12 protein-coding genes are annotated in these 16,721 nt (G+C 72.7%); 3 read left to right on the top strand and 9 right to left on the bottom strand.

Going from position 1 to position 16,721, the window contains the following annotated elements; all coding sequences use genetic code 11:
- The first annotated feature begins 368 nt into the window (after window positions 1-368).
- A complete protein-coding gene (locus tag HDA32_RS17540) occupies window positions 369-2,678 on the top strand; it encodes an ATP-binding cassette domain-containing protein (protein WP_179644211.1) in 2,310 nt (769 codons plus the stop codon).
- 50 nt (window positions 2,679-2,728) lie between these two features.
- On the opposite strand, the gene HDA32_RS17535 is transcribed toward HDA32_RS17540, so the two are convergent.
- The 4 genes from HDA32_RS17535 to HDA32_RS17520 all read right to left on the bottom strand — a co-directional run bounded on the left by HDA32_RS17535 (window position 2,729) and on the right by HDA32_RS17520 (window position 8,672).
- Window positions 2,729-3,952, bottom strand: coding sequence for an AGE family epimerase/isomerase (locus HDA32_RS17535; RefSeq protein ID WP_179644210.1), 1,224 nt, complete (start codon window positions 3,950-3,952; stop codon window positions 2,729-2,731).
- Window positions 3,953-4,134: 182 nt separating this feature from the next.
- Window positions 4,135-5,160, bottom strand: a complete 1,026-nt coding sequence (locus tag HDA32_RS17530; protein WP_179644209.1) for a LacI family DNA-binding transcriptional regulator — start codon at window positions 5,158-5,160, stop codon at window positions 4,135-4,137.
- Between the two features lie 155 nt (window positions 5,161-5,315).
- Window positions 5,316-6,194: a LacI family DNA-binding transcriptional regulator gene (locus tag HDA32_RS17525; protein ID WP_179644208.1), complete on the bottom strand. Its 879-nt coding sequence runs from the start codon at window positions 6,192-6,194 to the stop codon at window positions 5,316-5,318.
- On the bottom strand, window positions 6,195-8,672 hold the full coding sequence (locus HDA32_RS17520) for a glycoside hydrolase family 2 protein (protein WP_179644207.1): 2,478 nt from the start codon (window positions 8,670-8,672) through the stop codon (window positions 6,195-6,197).
- A 207-nt stretch (window positions 8,673-8,879) separates the two neighbouring features.
- Between HDA32_RS17520 and HDA32_RS17515 the strand changes: the two genes are divergently transcribed.
- Window positions 8,880-11,027: an alpha-galactosidase gene (locus HDA32_RS17515; protein ID WP_179646766.1), complete on the top strand. Its 2,148-nt coding sequence runs from the start codon at window positions 8,880-8,882 to the stop codon at window positions 11,025-11,027.
- 91 nt (window positions 11,028-11,118) lie between these two features.
- Here HDA32_RS17515 and HDA32_RS17510 read toward each other — a convergent pair whose 3' ends face one another.
- From HDA32_RS17510 to HDA32_RS17495, 4 genes are read right to left on the bottom strand one after another with little or no spacing between them, the layout of a single operon-like run.
- Entirely contained in the window at window positions 11,119-12,018 is a 900-nt protein-coding gene (locus HDA32_RS17510; RefSeq protein ID WP_179644206.1) for an ABC transporter ATP-binding protein, read from the bottom strand.
- Window positions 12,005-12,937 carry an ABC transporter ATP-binding protein gene (locus HDA32_RS17505; RefSeq protein WP_179644205.1) on the bottom strand — a complete coding sequence of 311 codons (933 nt, stop codon included), beginning with the start codon at window positions 12,935-12,937 and terminating at the stop codon, window positions 12,005-12,007. Before HDA32_RS17505 ends, HDA32_RS17510 begins: the two co-directional genes overlap by 14 nt.
- Entirely contained in the window at window positions 12,934-13,914 is a 981-nt protein-coding gene (locus HDA32_RS17500) for an ABC transporter permease (protein WP_179644204.1), read from the bottom strand. Before HDA32_RS17500 ends, HDA32_RS17505 begins: the two co-directional genes overlap by 4 nt.
- Before the next feature lie 21 nt (window positions 13,915-13,935).
- Window positions 13,936-14,643, bottom strand: coding sequence for an ABC transporter permease (locus HDA32_RS17495; RefSeq protein WP_312863225.1), 708 nt, complete (start codon window positions 14,641-14,643; stop codon window positions 13,936-13,938).
- Window positions 14,644-14,708: 65 nt separating this feature from the next.
- Here HDA32_RS17495 and HDA32_RS30835 point away from each other — a divergent pair, with 65 nt between their 5' ends.
- Complete coding sequence (locus tag HDA32_RS30835; protein ID WP_246334401.1) at window positions 14,709-14,897, top strand: hypothetical protein; 189 nt, start codon at window positions 14,709-14,711, stop codon at window positions 14,895-14,897.
- An 88-nt stretch (window positions 14,898-14,985) separates the two neighbouring features.
- Here the strand turns inward: HDA32_RS30835 and HDA32_RS17490 are convergent, their stop codons facing one another.
- The gene (locus tag HDA32_RS17490) at window positions 14,986-16,677 is read right to left on the bottom strand and encodes an ABC transporter substrate-binding protein (RefSeq protein ID WP_179644203.1); all 1,692 of its coding nucleotides are present in this window, start codon (window positions 16,675-16,677) and stop codon (window positions 14,986-14,988) included.
- Window positions 16,678-16,721 lie beyond the last annotated feature (44 nt).

Here is a 16,721-nt window from a genome sequence, read left to right as displayed (position 1 = left end):
CGGTGGGGCCGCCCGCACGCGCACCGTTCCTCATCCCGGCTCCCGGCCGGTGCCCACCTCCGGCTGCCCGCATCCCGGCGCACCAAACCCCCGCGGCGCGGCCGCGGGAGAGCCCCGCCCGGCCGCAGGGCGGCGCCGCCCGATGCCGTCCCCGCGGCGGCGACCGGTCCCGCCCCGGCCGCGCCCGCTCGGTGCGCGCCGGGCACAGCGTTTACGGGCGATTTGAGACTTTCCGGGTACTGGACGGTGCAGTACCGGCGATTTCTTCGAGAAACCCTTCATCAGCACTTCAATGGAACAATTGAAGCGAACGGATATCCACCGGATCAGGGTGGATCCCCCGGCCCACCACCTCCCGAAGGGGTTCGATGGAGCACCTGTCAGTCCGGCCGGAGGCCGCCGGGCAGCGGACCGCCGCGGACGGCCACGACGTGATCGAGGTCCGCGGCGCCAGGGAGAACAACCTGGCCGACGTCTCGCTCGACATCCCCAAGCGCCGGCTCACCGTCTTCACCGGGGTCTCCGGCTCCGGGAAGTCCTCCCTCGTCTTCGGCACCATCGCCGCGGAGTCCCAGCGCCTGATCAACGAGACCTACACGGCCTTCATCCAGTCGTTCATGCCGAGCCTGGGCCGGCCCGACGTCGACGCCCTGCGCAACCTGAGCGCGGCGATCGTCGTCGACCAGGAGCGGATGGGCGCCAACTCCCGCTCCACGGTCGGCACGGCGACCGACGCCCAGACGATGCTGCGGATCGTCTTCAGCCGGCTCGGCACCCCCCGTGTCGGCGGCGCGACGGCCTTCAGCTTCAACAGCGCCGAGGGCATGTGCCCGGAGTGCGAGGGGCTGGGCCGGGTGTCGCGGATCGACGTCGCCCAACTCGTCGACGTCGACCGCTCGCTCAACGAGGGGGCGATCACCGTCCCCGGCTTCACCGTGGGCGGGTGGTACTGGCAGACCCTGGCCCATTCCGGGTTCGTCGACCCCGACGTCAAGCTGAAGGAGTACAGCCCCGCCCAGTGGGAGGACTTCCTGCACAAACCCGCCACCAAGGTCAAGGTGGGCGCCAACACCATCACCTACGAAGGGCTCATGGTGAAGGTGCAGCGGATCCACCTGGCCAAGGACCGGGAGTCGATGCAGCCGCACATCCGGACGTTCGTGGACCGGGCCGTGGCCTTCACCGAATGCCGCGCGTGCGGCGGCAGCAGGCTCAACCCCGCCGCGCTGTCCTCGACGATCGACGGCCGCACCATCGCCGAGTGCGCGCGGATGCAGATCAGCGACCTGGCCGAGTTCGTCCGCAAGATCGAGGACCCGTCGGTGGGGCCGCTGATCGGCACCCTGCGCGACACCCTGGACTCACTGGTCGAGATCGGCCTGGGCTATCTGAGCCTGGACCGGGAGTCGGCCACCCTGTCCGGCGGCGAGGCCCAGCGGGTGAAGATGGTGCGCCACCTCGGCTCCAGCCTGTCCGACGTCACCTACGTCTTCGACGAGCCCACGGTCGGGCTGCACCCGCACGACATCCAGCGGATGAACGACCTGCTGCTCCGGCTGCGCGACAAGGGCAACACGGTCCTCGTCGTCGAGCACAAGCCCGAGGTGATCGAGGTCGCCGACCACGTGGTCGACCTGGGGCCGGGGGCCGGCCCGTCCGGCGGGCGGGTGTGCTTCACCGGCGACGTGGCCGGGCTCCGCGGCTCCGGCACCCTGACAGGGCGCCACCTGGGCCACCGGGCCCGCCTGCGCCCACAGGTCCGGCGGCCCAGCGGGCACCTGTCGATCACGGGCGCGACCCTGCACAACCTCAAGGACGTGAGCGTCGACATCCCGCTCGGCGTGCTGACCGTGGTCACCGGCGTCGCCGGATCGGGCAAGAGTTCGCTGATCCACGGCTCGCTCCCCGGCAGGGACGGCGTGGTGGTGGTCGACCAGTCGGCGATCCGCGGGTCCCGCCGCAGCAACCCGGCCACCTACACCGGGCTGCTCGACCCGGTCCGGACCGCGTTCGCCAGGGCCAACGGGGTCAAGGCGTCCCTGTTCAGCGCGAACTCCGAGGGAGCCTGCCCGAACTGCAAGGGCATCGGCCTGGTCTACACCGACCTCGCCATGATGGCCGGGGTGGCCTCCGTCTGCGAGCAGTGCGAGGGGAGGCGCTTCACCCCCGAGGTGCTCACCCACGAGCTGCGCGGCAAGAACATCAGCGAGGTCCTGGCGATGTCGGTGGCCGAGGCCCACGATTTCTTCACCTCCGGCCAGGCCCGGGCCGTCCTCGACCGGCTCGTCGACGTGGGCCTGGGCTACCTCGGTCTGGGCCAGCCGCTCACCACCCTGTCGGGGGGCGAGCGGCAGCGGCTCAAGCTGGCCATCCGCATGGCGGAGAAGGCCACGACCTACGTGCTGGACGAGCCCACCACCGGCCTGCACCTCGCCGATGTGGACCAGCTCCTGGCGCTGCTGGACCGGCTCGTCGACGACGGCGACACGGTCGTCGTCATCGAGCACCACCAGGCCGTGATGGCCCACGCCGACTGGATCGTCGACCTCGGCCCGGGCGCCGGCCACGACGGCGGCCGGGTGGTGTTCACCGGCACGCCGGCCGACCTCGTCGCCCACGGGGACTCGCTCACCGCCCGGCACCTACGCACCTACGTCAGCGGGGACGGCGCCTGCTGAGGTCTGCGGAAGTCGCGTTGGACCGTCGGTGACCGCTCATACCGCGCCGGTCACGCCGCCCCGTCCGGCTGCGCCGTGCGGACGGCGAATCCGGGGATCGCCAGGTCGCAGGCGAACGCCAGCGCGGTGTAGGCGTGGTAGACGTCCGGGCGCCCGCGCCACACGGTGCGTGCGGGCCGGTTCCGGGCGTCGAGCTCGTGCCGCCAGTTGTCCGCGCCATCGATGAAGCAGGCGCGCAGGTGGGTCCACCAGTCCCGGGCGAGCCCGGCGTAGGAGTCGTGTCCGGTGCGCCGGAACAGCGCTTCGGCCGCTGCGATCGCCTCGGTCGCCACCCAGTGCATGTGCGCGCCCACGACCGGGCGGTCCTGCCAGTCGAGCGTGTAGCAGAAGCCGTCGGCGCCGTCGCGCGCCCACGCGCCGCGCACCGCGGTGGCGAAGAGCGCCTCGGCTTCGGGCAGCAGCCATGCCGGCGGGGCGGGCAGCGCGGCTTCGAGGTGCAGCAGCAGCCGCGCCCACTCCAGGGAGTGCCCGGGCGTCCAGCCGTAGGGGCGGAAGGGGTCGTCGGGCCGGTCCCGGTTGTAGTCGGGCTCGGCGGTCCAGTCGGCGGTGTAGTGCTCGGCGAGCCGGTGCCCGTTGGGCGCGGCCTGCTCGCGGACGAAGAAGTCGGCGATGCGCAGCGCGCGTTCGGCCCAGACGGGATCGCCGGTGGCGGCGGTGGTCGCCAGGAACGCCTCGACCATGTGCATGTTGCTGTTGGCGCCGCCGTAGGGCTCGGCCCGCGTCCAGCCGCGGTCGAAGCCCTCGACGGCGCGCCCGGCGGCCTCGTCCCAGAACCGCTCGGTGACCGCCGCGCAGGCCCTCCCGAGCAGGCGGTCGGCCCCGGTCACACCGCTGCCGCAGGAGGTGGCCGCGGCCAGCAGGACGAAGGCGTGCTGATAGCCGGCCTTGCCGGTGTCGGCCGGAGCGCCCTCGAAGTCCACCCGGGAGAACCAGCCTCCGTGCTCGCCGTCGTGCAGGGAGTCCAGCAGGGCGCGCACCCCGTGCTCGGCCAGCTCGCCGGCCGCGCCGCCCCGCTCGCGCGCGTGCAGGGCGCTCACGTGCGTGGTACGGGCGGTGATCCAGGTGTGGACGCCCTCCTCCTCGCGCGGCCGCCCGCTGTCGTCCAGCCAGGCGAACCCGTGCGGGTGCCGGGCGCGCTCGGCCCAGGCGACGAGTCCGTCGCGCTGCGCGCTCGCCCACGCCGGCGGCGCGGGGTCATGGGCGGACCGGACCATGAGATCTCCATTCGTCAGGGGCGCGTGCGGCGGTGCGGGGCCGTCGCACGCCGATGACGGTCATGCCCACATCACGGTCGCGTCCGGGACAGAACACCACTGAACCGGTTAAGTGTCAAGGGTCCGTGCCGGGCCCGGTCCGGGGGTGCAGACCCGGTCTCGGAACCCCCTTGGGCCCGAGGTCAGGATCGGCGGGCCGGCGGCGGTCCCGTGCTGGCGCGCGGGACCATCACGGCGGGCGGCGTCGCCGCATCATGCGGGACGGCACCGGCCAGAGCGTCCCGCAGGACCCGCACGGCCTGCTCCCCGTGCGCCTCGACGTCCCGGCTCACGGCGGTGAGCGGCGGCCGCATCATGCGGCACAGCGGGGAGTCGTCCCAGGCGACGATGGAGAGGTCACCGGGGACGGCGAAACCCATCTCCCGCGCGACCCCGAGGGCCGACACCGCCATCAGGTCGTTGTCGAACATGAGCGCCGTCGGGGGCCGGCGCCTGGAGAGCAGCCGGCGGGTGGAGCGGGCCCCGGCCTCGTCGGAGTAGTCGGAATGGACGATGCCGCAGTCGTCCAGCCCGAACTCGGCCGCCGACTCCTCGAAGGCCCGCGACCGCGTGCGCGTGTGCAGGAGGTGGGCGGGGCCCGCGACCCTGGCGATGCGCCGGTGCCCCAAGGCCGCCAGGTACTCCAGCACCTCGCGGACCACCGAGGCGTCGTCGGACCAGACGCACGGCTGGGCCGCGCCGGGCAGCGGGCCGCCGATGAGGACCGCCGGCAGGCCGAGCCCGTGCAGCGCGGCGGGCCGCGGATCGTCCGTTCGCAGGTCGACCACCAGCACCCCGTCGACGCGCCGCCGCGCGTGCCAGGACGCGTAGGTGCTCATCTCCTGCCGCTGCTCCTGCGTCACCTGCAGCAGCAGCGACGTCGAGGTCTCGGCCAGTGCGGTCTGGATGCCCGAGATCAGCGCCATGAAGAAGGGCTCCAGGCCCAGCGTTCGGGCCGGCCGGTCGATGACCAGCCCGATCGCGTCGGTCCGCCCGTCGGAGAGCGTGCGTGCCGCCGTGCTCGGCGCCCAGCCCAGATCTTCGGCGATGGACAGGATGCGCCGCCGCGTCGCCTCCGATACGCCGGGTCTGCCGTTGAGCGCGTAGGAGACCGACCCCTTGGAGACCCCTGCCGCCTTGGCGATGTCGACGATGGTGGGACGACGCACGGCGCTTTCCTCTGTGATTCGGCGGTGAACCGGTTGGGCGACCTTACTCCACGCCGGTGCCGGCCTCTGCGCCCGCCCCCGGGAGGGCGGGAGGCGCCGGTCCGCCGGATCGGGAGGGGCGGGCGGTTCGCCGCCCGAACGCGGCGCGGGAGCGTTCAGGCCGTCGTGCGCACGCCGCAGCGGGCCGTGCTCTCCCTGGGCACGAGCCGGGCGGCCGGGGACCACCTCTCGGTCACCGGCACGCCGTCGATCCGCTCCAGGACGGACTCGGCGACCGAGACGCCGTACTGGTACACGTCGACGCTCATGGTGGTGAGGGGCGGCGACGCCAGCCGGCACAGCGTCGAGTCGTCCCAGGCCACCATGCTCAGCCGCTCCGGCACGGCGACTCCGAGCTCCTTGGCGGCCTCCAGGCCGGCGACCGCCATCACGTCGTTGTCGTACAGGACCGCGGTCGGCGGGTCCTCCCTGCGCAGCAGCTCGGCGGTCAGCCTCGTCCCCGCCTCGCGGGAGTAGTCGCCCTCGACGATCAGCGGCGGCTCCACGCCCGCCGCGCGGCACCCGTCGAGCAGCGCCGCGGTCCGCGCGTGCGTGTGCAGCAGCGCGGCGGGCCCGCTCACCCGCGCGATGCGCCGGTGCCCCAGACCCAGCAGGTGCGCGAGCGCGTCGCGCACGGGGGCGGCGTCGTCGGTGCGCACGGCGGGCGTGGCGGGACTGCCCTCCCACGTCCCGACGAGCACGGCCGGCAGGCCCAACTCGTGCAGGACCGCCGGGCGCCGGTCGTCGACGGTGAGGTTGACCACCGCGACCGCGTCCACCAGCCGCCGCTCGGCCCACCGCCGGTAGGTGGCGACCTCCGCCTCCTGCGTCGCGACGATGTGCAGGAGGACGGACATGTCGCGTTCCGCGAGGCGCTCCTCGATCCCGCCGATGAACTCCATGAAGAACGGTTCGACGCCGAGCAGCCGGGCCGGCCGGGCGAGCACCAGTCCGACCGCTCCCGAGCCGGTGAGGTCGCGTTCCGACGCTCCCATTCAGGACCGCGCCGTCTGAGGGGACAGGGCGTTGGCGCAGCGCAGCACCAGCGGGCCCGTCAGCTCGGCCGGGTCCAGGCGCGCGCCGGTCCGCACCGTGAACGAGCGGGTCTCTCCGGCCTGCATCGACACGAGCATGTCGTCCACCTCCGCATCGGGGGCGACCCGGTCGGCCAGGACCGCGACGTCGCGCGCGAAGGAGCGGGCGCGCACGTCGACCCGGTAGCCGCCCGGCACGGCCACGGCCTCGGCCGTCAGCGGGTGCGGGTCGTAGTCCAGGGCGAGGTCCTCCAGGAAGAGGTGGGCGACACGGGCGTCGTCGGATGTCGCCACGAGTACCTCCTTGCTCGGATCTGCGGGCGTGAGCAGCGAATCGGCCAGCGCGAACCGGGCCGCGGACCGGGGGGCCACGGTGAGTTCGATCTTAGCGGTGTCGAGCACGGCGCCCCCGAACGTCCGGCGCTCGATCCGCACGGGACCGGTCCAGGGCCTGTCGTCGTCGTTCACCGCGACGAGCGCGAGGCGGCCGTCCCCGGGCTGGAGGGTGAGCAGGCGGGGCGCGTAGGCGTGCCGCAGCCCGTACCACAGCGGCTTGCGCCGCTCGTCGCCGTCGACCGCGGCCCAGGAGGTGACCGGCCAGCAGTCGTTGAGCTGCCAGACGATCGCCCCGGCCGTGCGCGGCCACCAGGAGCGGAAGTGCTCGATTCCGAAGGCGACCGCGCGGGCCTGGTTGAGCTGCGTCGCCCAGTGCCAGTCCTCGAAGGTCTCGGGCGCGGGCAGGTGCGGGGCGAGCCCGCGGTCGAGCTTGCCGCTGCCGTCCTCGGCCTTCTGGTGCAGCAGGAATCCGGGCGAGGTGGGCGTCATCGGGTCGTCGTGCACCCAGGTCGTCAGGGTCGCCCAGGTCGGGGGGCCCTGGAAGCCGAACTCCGAGCAGAAGCGCGGGACGTGGTCGCGGTAGGCCGTGTAGTCCACCTCGTTCCACACCCGCCACTCGTGCCGGCTGCCGTGGTCCTGGTCGTTGGGGTGCATCCGGTCCAGCGGAAACCCGGGGCTGTAGGGGCTGCCCTCGGCGTAGAAGCGGGTCGGGTCGAGTTCGGCCACGATCCGCGGCAGCAGCTCGGTGTAGTACCCGAGCCCCCAGGTGCGCCCGGCGAGCCGCTCCCGCCAGCCCCAGTCCATGAAGCCCCACAGGTTCTCGTTGCCGCCGTTCCACAGCGCGAGGGAGGCGTGTGAGGCCAGCCGCGCGACGTTCTCCCTGGCCTCGGCCTCGATCTCGCTGCGCAGCGGCTCCTCCTCGGGGTAGGAGGCGCACGCCAGGGGGAAGTCCTGCCACACGAGCACGCCGCGCTCGTCGCAGACGTCGTAGAAGTCCTCGGTCTCATAGATCCCGCCGCCCCACACCCGCAGCATGTTCATGTGGGCTCCGACGGCCTGGTCCACGCGCCGGGCCAGGCGCCTGCGGGTGATGCGGGTGAGGAAGTGGTCGTCGGGGATCCAGTTGGCGCCCTTGACGAAGATCGGGGTCCCGTTGACCACGACGGTGAAGGGGGTGCCGATCTCGTCGGGTTCGGTGTCCACGGTGATCGTGCGGAACCCGATGCGCCGGGACGCCGAGTCCAGCACCGCGCCGGAGGCGTCCGCGCGGACGAGCGCGACGTCGAGGTCGTACAGCGGCTGGTCCCCGTAGCCCGCGGGCCACCACAGGCGCACGTCGGGGACGTCGAGGACGACCACGGCCCCGGTCGCGCCGGCCGCGACGGCGGCGCGCGCCTCCCGCCCGCCCACCGAGGCGCGCAGCGCCAGCCCGGCGTCGGCGTCGGCGCGCTCGATCTCGACGTGCACCTCCACCCGTCCGGCGCCGCCCTCCTCGGCCGTCACGAGCGGGCGCGCCTGGGCGATGCGGGCGGTGCGCCAGCGCTCCAGGCGCACCGGCTTCCAGATCCCGGCCGTCTGCAGGTCCGGCCCCCAGTCCCAGCCGAAGCCGCACGCCATCTTGCGGACCATGTTGAACGGGTGCGGGTAGGCGTGCGCGCGTTCGCCCAGGGCGCGCTCGACCTCTTCGGCGTGCTCCAGCGCCGAGCGGAAGGAGACGGTGAGTTCGTTGGGACCGTTCCTGAGCACCTCCCGCACGTCGAAGCGGTATCCGCGGTGCATGTTGGCCGTGCTGCCGAGCACCCGGCCGTTCAGTTCGACGGTGGCCACCGTGTCCAGGCCGTCGAAGGCGAGGTCGACGCGTTCCCCCGGCTCCGGGGCCTCGGCGTCGAAGGTGAGCGTGTAGCGCCAGTCGGTGCGATGCGCCCAGACGAGCTCCTCCTCGGCGCGGTCGAGGTAGGGGTCGGGGATCAGGCCGGCCGCCAGCAGGTCGAGGTGCGCACTGCCCGGCACCCGGGCCGGCACGCTGCGGCCCGCCACGTGTTCGGGGACCGGTCCGGCGGTTGTCGACAGGAGCCAGCCGTCGTGCAGGGTCTGACGCATCATCTTCGGTCACTCCAGGTTCGGTCCGCGCCGTGCGGCGGCGGATCAACGGGAAGGGGGCGAGGGGGCGGCCGGTGGAGTTCTGTTGCGCGAACCAGGTATCGTTCTGGATTCTTACGTCATCAAATAAAGTAAGTCAATTCGCCGGTCGCGCCAACGACAAGGACGTGGATCACTGTGGCACCACACCTCGCTGCTCTGGACTTCGGGATGGCGCACCTGCGCGCGGCCGGGGTGAGCCTCGTACTGGACCTCTCCGGCGGCTTCCTGCCCCGGGTGCTGCACTGGGGCGCCGACCTCGGCGCGCTGAGCCGGCCCGCGCTGGAGGACCTCCGGCTCGCCCGGCGGCCGCAGCCCATCGGCTTCTCGGTGGACGGTCCCGTCCCGGTGGCCGTGCTGCCCGAGCAGTCGGCCGGCTGGCTCGGCACGCCCGGCCTCGTCGGCAACCGCGGCGGCGCGGACTTCTCCACGGCCTTCCGGGTCCGCGAGGCGACCCTGGTGGCCGACGACGACCGGCCCGACACGGGCGGCCGGGTCGTCGTGCGGGCCGACGACGACACCGCCCGGCTCGGCCTGGAGCTGACGGTCGAGCTCTGCCCGGCCGGACTGGTGCGCCAGCGCGCGACGGTGGTCAACCGCGGCGCCTCCCGCTTCGCCCTCGACGCGCTCGACCTCACGCTGCCCGTGCCGACCGCCGCCGTCGAGCTGCTCGACTTCACCGGCCACCACCTGCGCGAGCGCAGCCCGCAGCGCACCCCCTTCACCCAGGGCCTGCGCGTGCGGGAGAACCGCACCGGCCGCACCGGCTACGACGCCGCCTACCTGCTCGTCGCCGGAACCGCCGGCTTCGCCAACCGCGCCGGCGAGGCGTGGGGCGTGCACACCGGCTGGTCGGGCAACCACCGCACCTTCGCCGAACGGACCTTCCACGCGGTGTCGCTGCTGGGGTCGGGCGAGCTGCTGCTGTCCGGGGAGGTGCTGCTGGAGCCGGACGCCTCCTACACCTCGCCCTGGCAGTACGGCTCCTACGGCGACGGCCTGGACGACCTGTCGGCCCGCTTCCACCGCCACCTGCGCGCCCGTCCGCGCCATCCCTCCACGCCCCGGCCGGTTGTCGTCAACACCTGGGAGGCCGTCTACTTCGACCACGACCTCGCCCGGCTGCGCGAGCTGGCCGACGCCGCGGCCGCGGTGGGCGCGGAGCGGTTCGTGCTCGACGACGGCTGGTTCGGCTCCCGCCGCGACGACCGCAGGGGACTGGGCGACTGGTACGTCTCCGACGAGGTCTGGCCCGACGGGCTGGGACCGCTGACCGACCACGTGACGGGCCTGGGGATGCAGTTCGGCATCTGGGTGGAGCCCGAGATGGTCAACGAGGACTCCGACCTGGCCCGGGCCCACCCCGACTGGATCATGGCCGCGGAGGGGCGGCTGCCCGGGCGGGCGCGCTCCCAGCAGGTGCTCGACCTCGCCCGCCCCGAGGTCTTCGCCCACATCCTGGAGCGCCTCGACGAACTCCTCTCCACCTACCCGATCTCCTACCTCAAGTGGGACCACAACCGCGACCTCGTCGAGGCCGGCCACCGGACGACCGGTCGGGCCGGCGTCCACGACCAGACCCTGGCGGCCTACCGGCTGCTCGACGAGCTGCGCCGGCGCCACCCCGGCGTGGAGATCGAGTCCTGCTCCTCGGGCGGCGGACGGGTCGACCTGGCGATCCTGGAGCGGACCGACCGCGTGTGGGTCTCGGACTGCATCGACGCCCTGGAGCGCCAGCAGATCCAGCGCTGGACCAACGCTCTGATCCCGCTGGAGCTCATGGGCACCCACGTCGGCTCCGGCGTCGCCCACACCACCGACCGCAGGCACGTCATCGACTTCCGGGCCGGCACCGCGCTCTTCGGCCACTTCGGCATCGAGTGGGACATCACCCGCGCCGACCCCGACGACGCGGCCCGGCTGGGGGAGTGGGTCGCCCTCTACAAGGAGCTGCGCCCCCTGCTGCACTCGGGCACCGCGGTGCACGCCGACCATCCGGACCCGGCCTACCGGGTACACGGCGTCGTCGCCCGGGACGCCTCCGAGGCGGTCTACGCCATCGTCGCCACCGCGACCTCGGAGCTGTACCCTCCGGGCCCCGTCAGCCTGCCGGGCCTGGACCCCGACGCCACCTACCGCGTCCGCCCGCAGGCCCCCGGCGACGTCCCCGACGGCAACGCGAGCCGGTGGGGGGTGGACCTGCCGTGGTGGACCCCGCAGGGGGTGCACCTGTCCGGGCGGGTGCTCGCCGACGTCGGCCTGCAGGCCCCGGTGCTCTTCCCCGAGCGGCTCGTGCTGCTGCGGGCGACGCGGGTGTAGCCGGCGCCGCCCCCGGGAGGGTGTGGACGCGCGGGCGCGGATCCGGACGGGGTCCGGGCCCGCACACGGCGCAGGCTCTGCCCGTGGGTCGTCAGGCGGCGGATTCCACGGTGCCGTCGGGGCGCAGCCACGCCTTGGCGCCGTGGTCGTAGGTGCGGTCGCCGTAGTCGCGGCCGGAGTCGGTGCCGGCCTCCCTCAGGCTCGGACGGCCGCGGGCCTCCGGGTCGGGCGCCGCCGACGCCAGGAGCCGCGTGTAGGGGTGCTGCGGGGTGAGGATGACGTCGTCGGCCGGCCCGCGTTCGACCACGCGGCCGCGGTGCATCACGAGGATGTCGTCGGAGAAGTGCCGCGCGGTCGCGAGGTCGTGCGTGATGTAGAGGACCGCGAGGTCGTCCTCGCGCTGCAGGCGGGCGAGCAGGTTGAGCACCCCGAGCCGGATCGAGACGTCGAGCATGGAGACCGGCTCGTCGGCGACGACCACCTTGGCGCCCGGCGCCAGCGCGCGGGCGATGGCGACGCGCTGGCGCTGGCCGCCGGAGAGCTCGTGCGGGCGGCGCCCGGCGACGTCGGCCGCCGGCCGCAGGTTGACGCGTTCGAGCAGGTGCTCGACCTGCAACCGGGTGTCCGTGCGCCCCATCGCGCGCTGGTGCAGCAGCAGCGGGCGGACGAGGTGGTGCTCGATCGTGTGGAACGGGTTGAGCGAGGCGAACGGGTCCTGGAACACCATCTGCACGTGGTCGCGGTAGGACCGCCTGCCGACCGGCTCGCCCTCGTCGGTGACGGCGGTGATCCGTCCGGACGTGGGCCGCTCCAGCCGCGCGATCATCCTGGCGACCGTGGACTTCCCCGATCCGGACTCCCCGACCAGGGCGACCGTGCGCCCCGGGGTGAGGGTGAAGCCCACCCGGTCCACCGCCCGCAGGGTCGAGCGGCGCAGGCCGGAGCGCAGGGGGAAGTCCTTGACGAGGTCGCGGACCTCAAGCGTGGTCATCGTGGCCTCCCGCGGCCGGGTCGGTGGGGTCGGTCCGCGAGCCGGAGTCGCGGACGAACGCGCCCCGCTCACCGGTCAGGCTCGGGAAGGAGCCCAGCAGTCGGCGGGTGTAGGCGTGGGCGGGCCGCTCGTAGACGACGTCGGCCGGCGCGTACTCCACGACCTCGCCCTGCAGCATGATGGCGATCCGGTCGCTCAGCTCCAGCAGCAGCGGCAGGTCGTGCGTGATGAAGACGACCGCGTAGCCCAGCTCGTCGCGCAACCGCAGGACCTCCTGCAGGATGCCGCGCTGGACCACGACGTCCAGGGCGGTCGTGGGCTCGTCCATGATGACGACCTGCGGCTCCAGCAGCAGCGCCATGGCGATCATGACGCGCTGGCGCATGCCTCCGGAGAACTCGTGCGGGAAGGAGTTCATCCGCGCGGGGTCGACGCCGACCAGGTCGAGGACGTCGGCGCAGCGCCGCCGCCGCTCGCGCCGCCCCATGCCGGGCTCGTGCGTGGTCAGCACGTCCTCCAGTTGGGCGCGGATCGAGATCACCGGGTTGAGGGCGTTCATCGCGCCCTGGAAGACCATGGACAGCTTCGCCCAGCGGAACCGGCGCAGCTCCTCCCGCTGCAGGGCGAGCAGGTCGATGTCGGTGCCGCCGCGGTCGTGGAAGGTGACCGATCCCGAGGTCACCTCCGCCGGCGGCCGGTGCAGCCGGTTGACGGCGTAGGCCAGGGTGGTCTTGCCGCAGCCGGACTCGCCGGCCAGGCCCAGGATCTCGCCCCGGCGCAGGGTCAGCGAGACGTCCTTGACGGCGTGCACCGGGGTCTCGACCTGGTACACCACGTTCAGGTGGTCGACGGTCAGGACGGCGTCGCCCTCGGTCGGGCCGGTACCGCGGCGCGGTCCGGTCATGGTGCCGGTCGTCATGCGGCGGCGCTCCTCTGCCGGCTGCGCGCGGCCCGCCTCTTGGGGACGCCGCGCAGCTTCGGGTTGATGATCTCGTCGATGCTGAAGTTGATCAGGGACAGTCCGCAGCCGAACAGCGCGATCATCAGGCCGGGCGGCACGAACCACCACCACGCCGACTGCTGGAGCGCGAAGCCGTTCTGCGCGTAGAACAGCATCGTGCCGAGCGTGGCGGAGTTGGAGGCGCCCAGCCCCAGGAAGGACAGGCCGGCTTCGGTGAGGATCGCCGCGATGACGGCGTACACGAACTGCGAGGCCAGAACGGGCAGCAGGTTGGGCAGGATCTCCACGCACACGATCCGCCAGGGCTTCTCCCCGGCCACGCGCGCCGCCGCGACGTAGTCCCGGTTGCGCAGCGACAGCGTCTGCGCGCGCAGCACGCGGGCCGACGCCGCCCAGCCGGTGACGGCCAGCACGACCGCGATGGTCCACCAGCCCCGCTGGTCGGCCGGGACGATCGCGGAGATCACGATCACCAGCGGCAGGTCGGGGATGACCAGCATGACGTTGGACGCGAGCGAGAACGCCTCGTCCACCGCGCCGCCGATGTATCCGCCGATGATCCCGAAGAACGCGGACAGCAGGGTGGCCAGGGCCCCGACGAGCAGGCCGATCTGCAGCGATCCGCGGGTGGCGTGGGCCAGTTGGGCGAAGACGTCCTGGCCGGTCTGGGTGGTGCCGAGGAGGAAGCCGTCGCCGGGGGGCGTGAGGCCCCTGTTGTCGACCGCGTTCGGGTCGCCGACGAAGAACGGGGCGACGATCCCGAACAGGGCGATCGCGACGACGAGGCCCAGGCCGGTGCCGAGCAGCGGGGTCCAGCGCGGCAGCAGTGAGCGGAGGCCGCTGCGGGACCGGGCCGCCGGAGCCGCGGCGGCCCCTGCGGCCGGATCCCGGGCGGGGTCTTCGGAGGTCTCGGTGAGCGGGCTGAGGCCGGTCATGGTGTCGGCTCCTTTCCGTGGTCAGTCGCCCGCTCGGGTGCGGGGGTCGATGACGCCGTACAGCAGGTCGACGATCAGGTTCGCGCCCAGCACGGCCACCGTGATCACCAGGAAGATCCCCTGCATGAGGGCGAAGTCGTTGTACTGCACCGCCTGCAGCATCCGGGTGCCGATGCCGGGGTAGGAGAACACCTGCTCGGTCACGATGGAGCCGGAGACGACGAACCCCAGCGAGACCGCGAACCCGGCGAAGGACGGCAGCACCGCGTTGCGGGCCGCGTAGCGGGTCATGATGCGGACGCTGCGCAGCCCCTTGGCCTCGGCCGTGGTGACGTAGTCGTCGGAGGAGGTCGAGACCATCATGTTGCGCATGCCCAGCAGCCACACGCCGACCGAGGAGATCACGATCGTCAGCGCGGGGAGGGTCCCGTGGTAGACGGCGGACTGGATGAACTCCCGGTTCCAGCCGGGCATGAGGGCGACGTCGTAGCCGCCGAGCAGCGGGAACCAGTTCAGCGTGGAGGCGAGCAGCGCGGCCAGGAGCAGCGCCAGCCAGAAGTAGGGCACCGCCGCGAGCACGGTCGTGCCCGGCACCAGCGAGTCGAGCCAGGTGCCGCGCTTCCAGCCGACCAGAGCCCCCAGGCCCACCCCGAGGACGAACGAGATGACGGTGGAGATGCCCACCAGCATGATCGTCCACGGCAGGGCCTGCGCGATGACCTCCGACACCGGCGTGGGGAAGACGCTGACCGAGACCCCCAGGTCCCCCCCGGGCCAGGTTGCCCAGGTAGGAGATGTACTGGCTCCACAGCGGCTCGTCGCCGTCGGTGCCCAGCATCAGCTCGAAGGCCCGCCGGGTGGCCGGGTCGACGCTGCCGCCGCGCTGCGCCAGCCGCGCCATCAGCACGTCCACCGGGTTGCCCGGCAGCATGCGGGGGATGAAGAAGTTCAGGGTCAGCGCCACCCACAGGGCGACGACGTAGAACCCGATCTTGCGGACGTAGTACCTCATCGGTCGCTGCCAATCGCGTCGGTCGCCTCATGTGCCTGCTCGCCTCCTCGCCGCGTGCGCTATTCGCCGCCGTCGGGGGTCAGGTTCAAAAAGATCTGCGACTGGTCGGGGCGGCCCCAGACCGCCGGGTAGGCGTAGGTGTCCTCCTCGGTGGGCCAGCCGGAGAACTTCTCCACGTTGAACTCGCTGGTGGTGCCGCCGGTGAGGACCGGGATGTAGGGCATGTCCTCGGCGATCGCGGCCTGGATGGTGTCGAAGTGCTCCTGCCGGGCTTCGGCGTCGCCCCGGTCGATGCCGCGCAGGGCCTCGATCGCCTCGTCCACCTCGGGGTCGGAGTAGCGGGCGTAGTTGGGATTGGCCGTCTCGCCCACCGGAGCGGTGGTGTCGGAGGAGAAGAAGTAGGAGTACACGTAGAACGGGTCGGGCGCCGGGCCCTGGTTGAGCGAGTCCATCAGCAGCTCGAACTGGCCCTGGGCGCGGGAGTCGCCCCACTCGTTGTAGGAGACCTGCTGCGGGGTCAGCTCGATGCCGATCTCGGAGAGCTGCTGGGACATCGTGTTGAGCGCGGTGATGTAGTCGCTCCAGCCGGTGGGGACCGTGACCGTGAGGGAGAGCCGCTCGCCGTCCTTGGCGTAGACGCCGTCATCGCCCACGGTCCAGCCGGCGTCCTCCAGCAGGCGGGCGGCCTCGTCGGTGTCGGGCTCCATCGGCGCGATCTGGGCCTCCAGCTCGGAGGAGACGACCTCCATGTCGCGCTCGGGCAGCGCGAATCCGGGTGAGATCTCGCTCGCGGTCTCCTCGAAGGCCAGCGTGTTGAGCTGGGTGCGGTCCATCGCGTGGTAGATCGCCCGGCGCACCTCGGGATCGGTCTGCGGGCCCTCGCAACCCATGTCGGTGCTGGAGCAGGTGAACAGCGCCATCTGGTTCATCGGCACCGTGATGGCGGAGTAGCCGGGGTAGTTCTCCTCGACGTTCTGGATGTCGGGCACCGGGCCGGTCATCCAGTCGATCCGGCCGGCGCCCAGCGCGTCGACGCCGGACTGGTTGCCCGACAGCGCGAGGTAGCGGAGGTTGCGCACCGCGGGCTCGCCGCCGTAGTAGTCGGGGTTGGCGGCCAGGGTGAACGCCTGGGGCTGGAAGTCCTCCAGCATGTAGGGGCCGGTGCCGACCGGTTCGTTGATCCGGTCGGTGGTGGGGTCCTCGACGCCGGACCAGATGTGCTCGGGCACGATCCAGGTCTTGCCGAGGAGCTGCGGGGCGTCCATGTAGGCGGGCTCGTCGAAGGTCACCCGCACGTGGGTGTCGTCGACCGCTTCGGCCTCACCCTCGTAGCCGCCCTGGTTGATGGCCGGGTTCGCGGCGACCATGTCGAAGGTGAACGCCACGTCCTCGGCGGTGAACGGCTCGCCGTCGGTGAACGTGACGTCGTCGCGCACGGTGACCGTCAGTTCGGTGCCGTCCTCGTTCCAGGAGAACTCCTCGCCGAGCCGGGGGACCGGCTCCTCGTCGCGGACGAGGTTGTAGAAGAACAGCGGCTCGAAGATCGTGCCGGGGCCCTCGTTGGCGGTCGGCGAGTAGGGGTTGAAGTTGCGCTGGTAGTCGCCTGACTGCCCGGTGTAGGCGACCAGGGTCCCGGCCTCGGAGCCGCCTCCGTTCCCGCCGCCCGATCCGCTGCATCCGGCGGCCATGGCGACGGCGGCCGTCCCCACTGCGATCGCGCGCCCGCGTCGACGCATCCTCTGCAGGAACATGCTCGTTCCCTTCCGTGGTCGGTCTCGGCATTTCCGATGCGCCG

The sequence above is a fragment of the Spinactinospora alkalitolerans genome (assembly GCF_013408795.1).
GTDB classification, from domain to species: Bacteria; Actinomycetota; Actinomycetes; order Streptosporangiales; family Streptosporangiaceae; genus Spinactinospora; species Spinactinospora alkalitolerans.
Note: the sequence above shows the minus strand (reverse complement) of the source record. Positions and strands in the feature narration are given on the sequence as shown.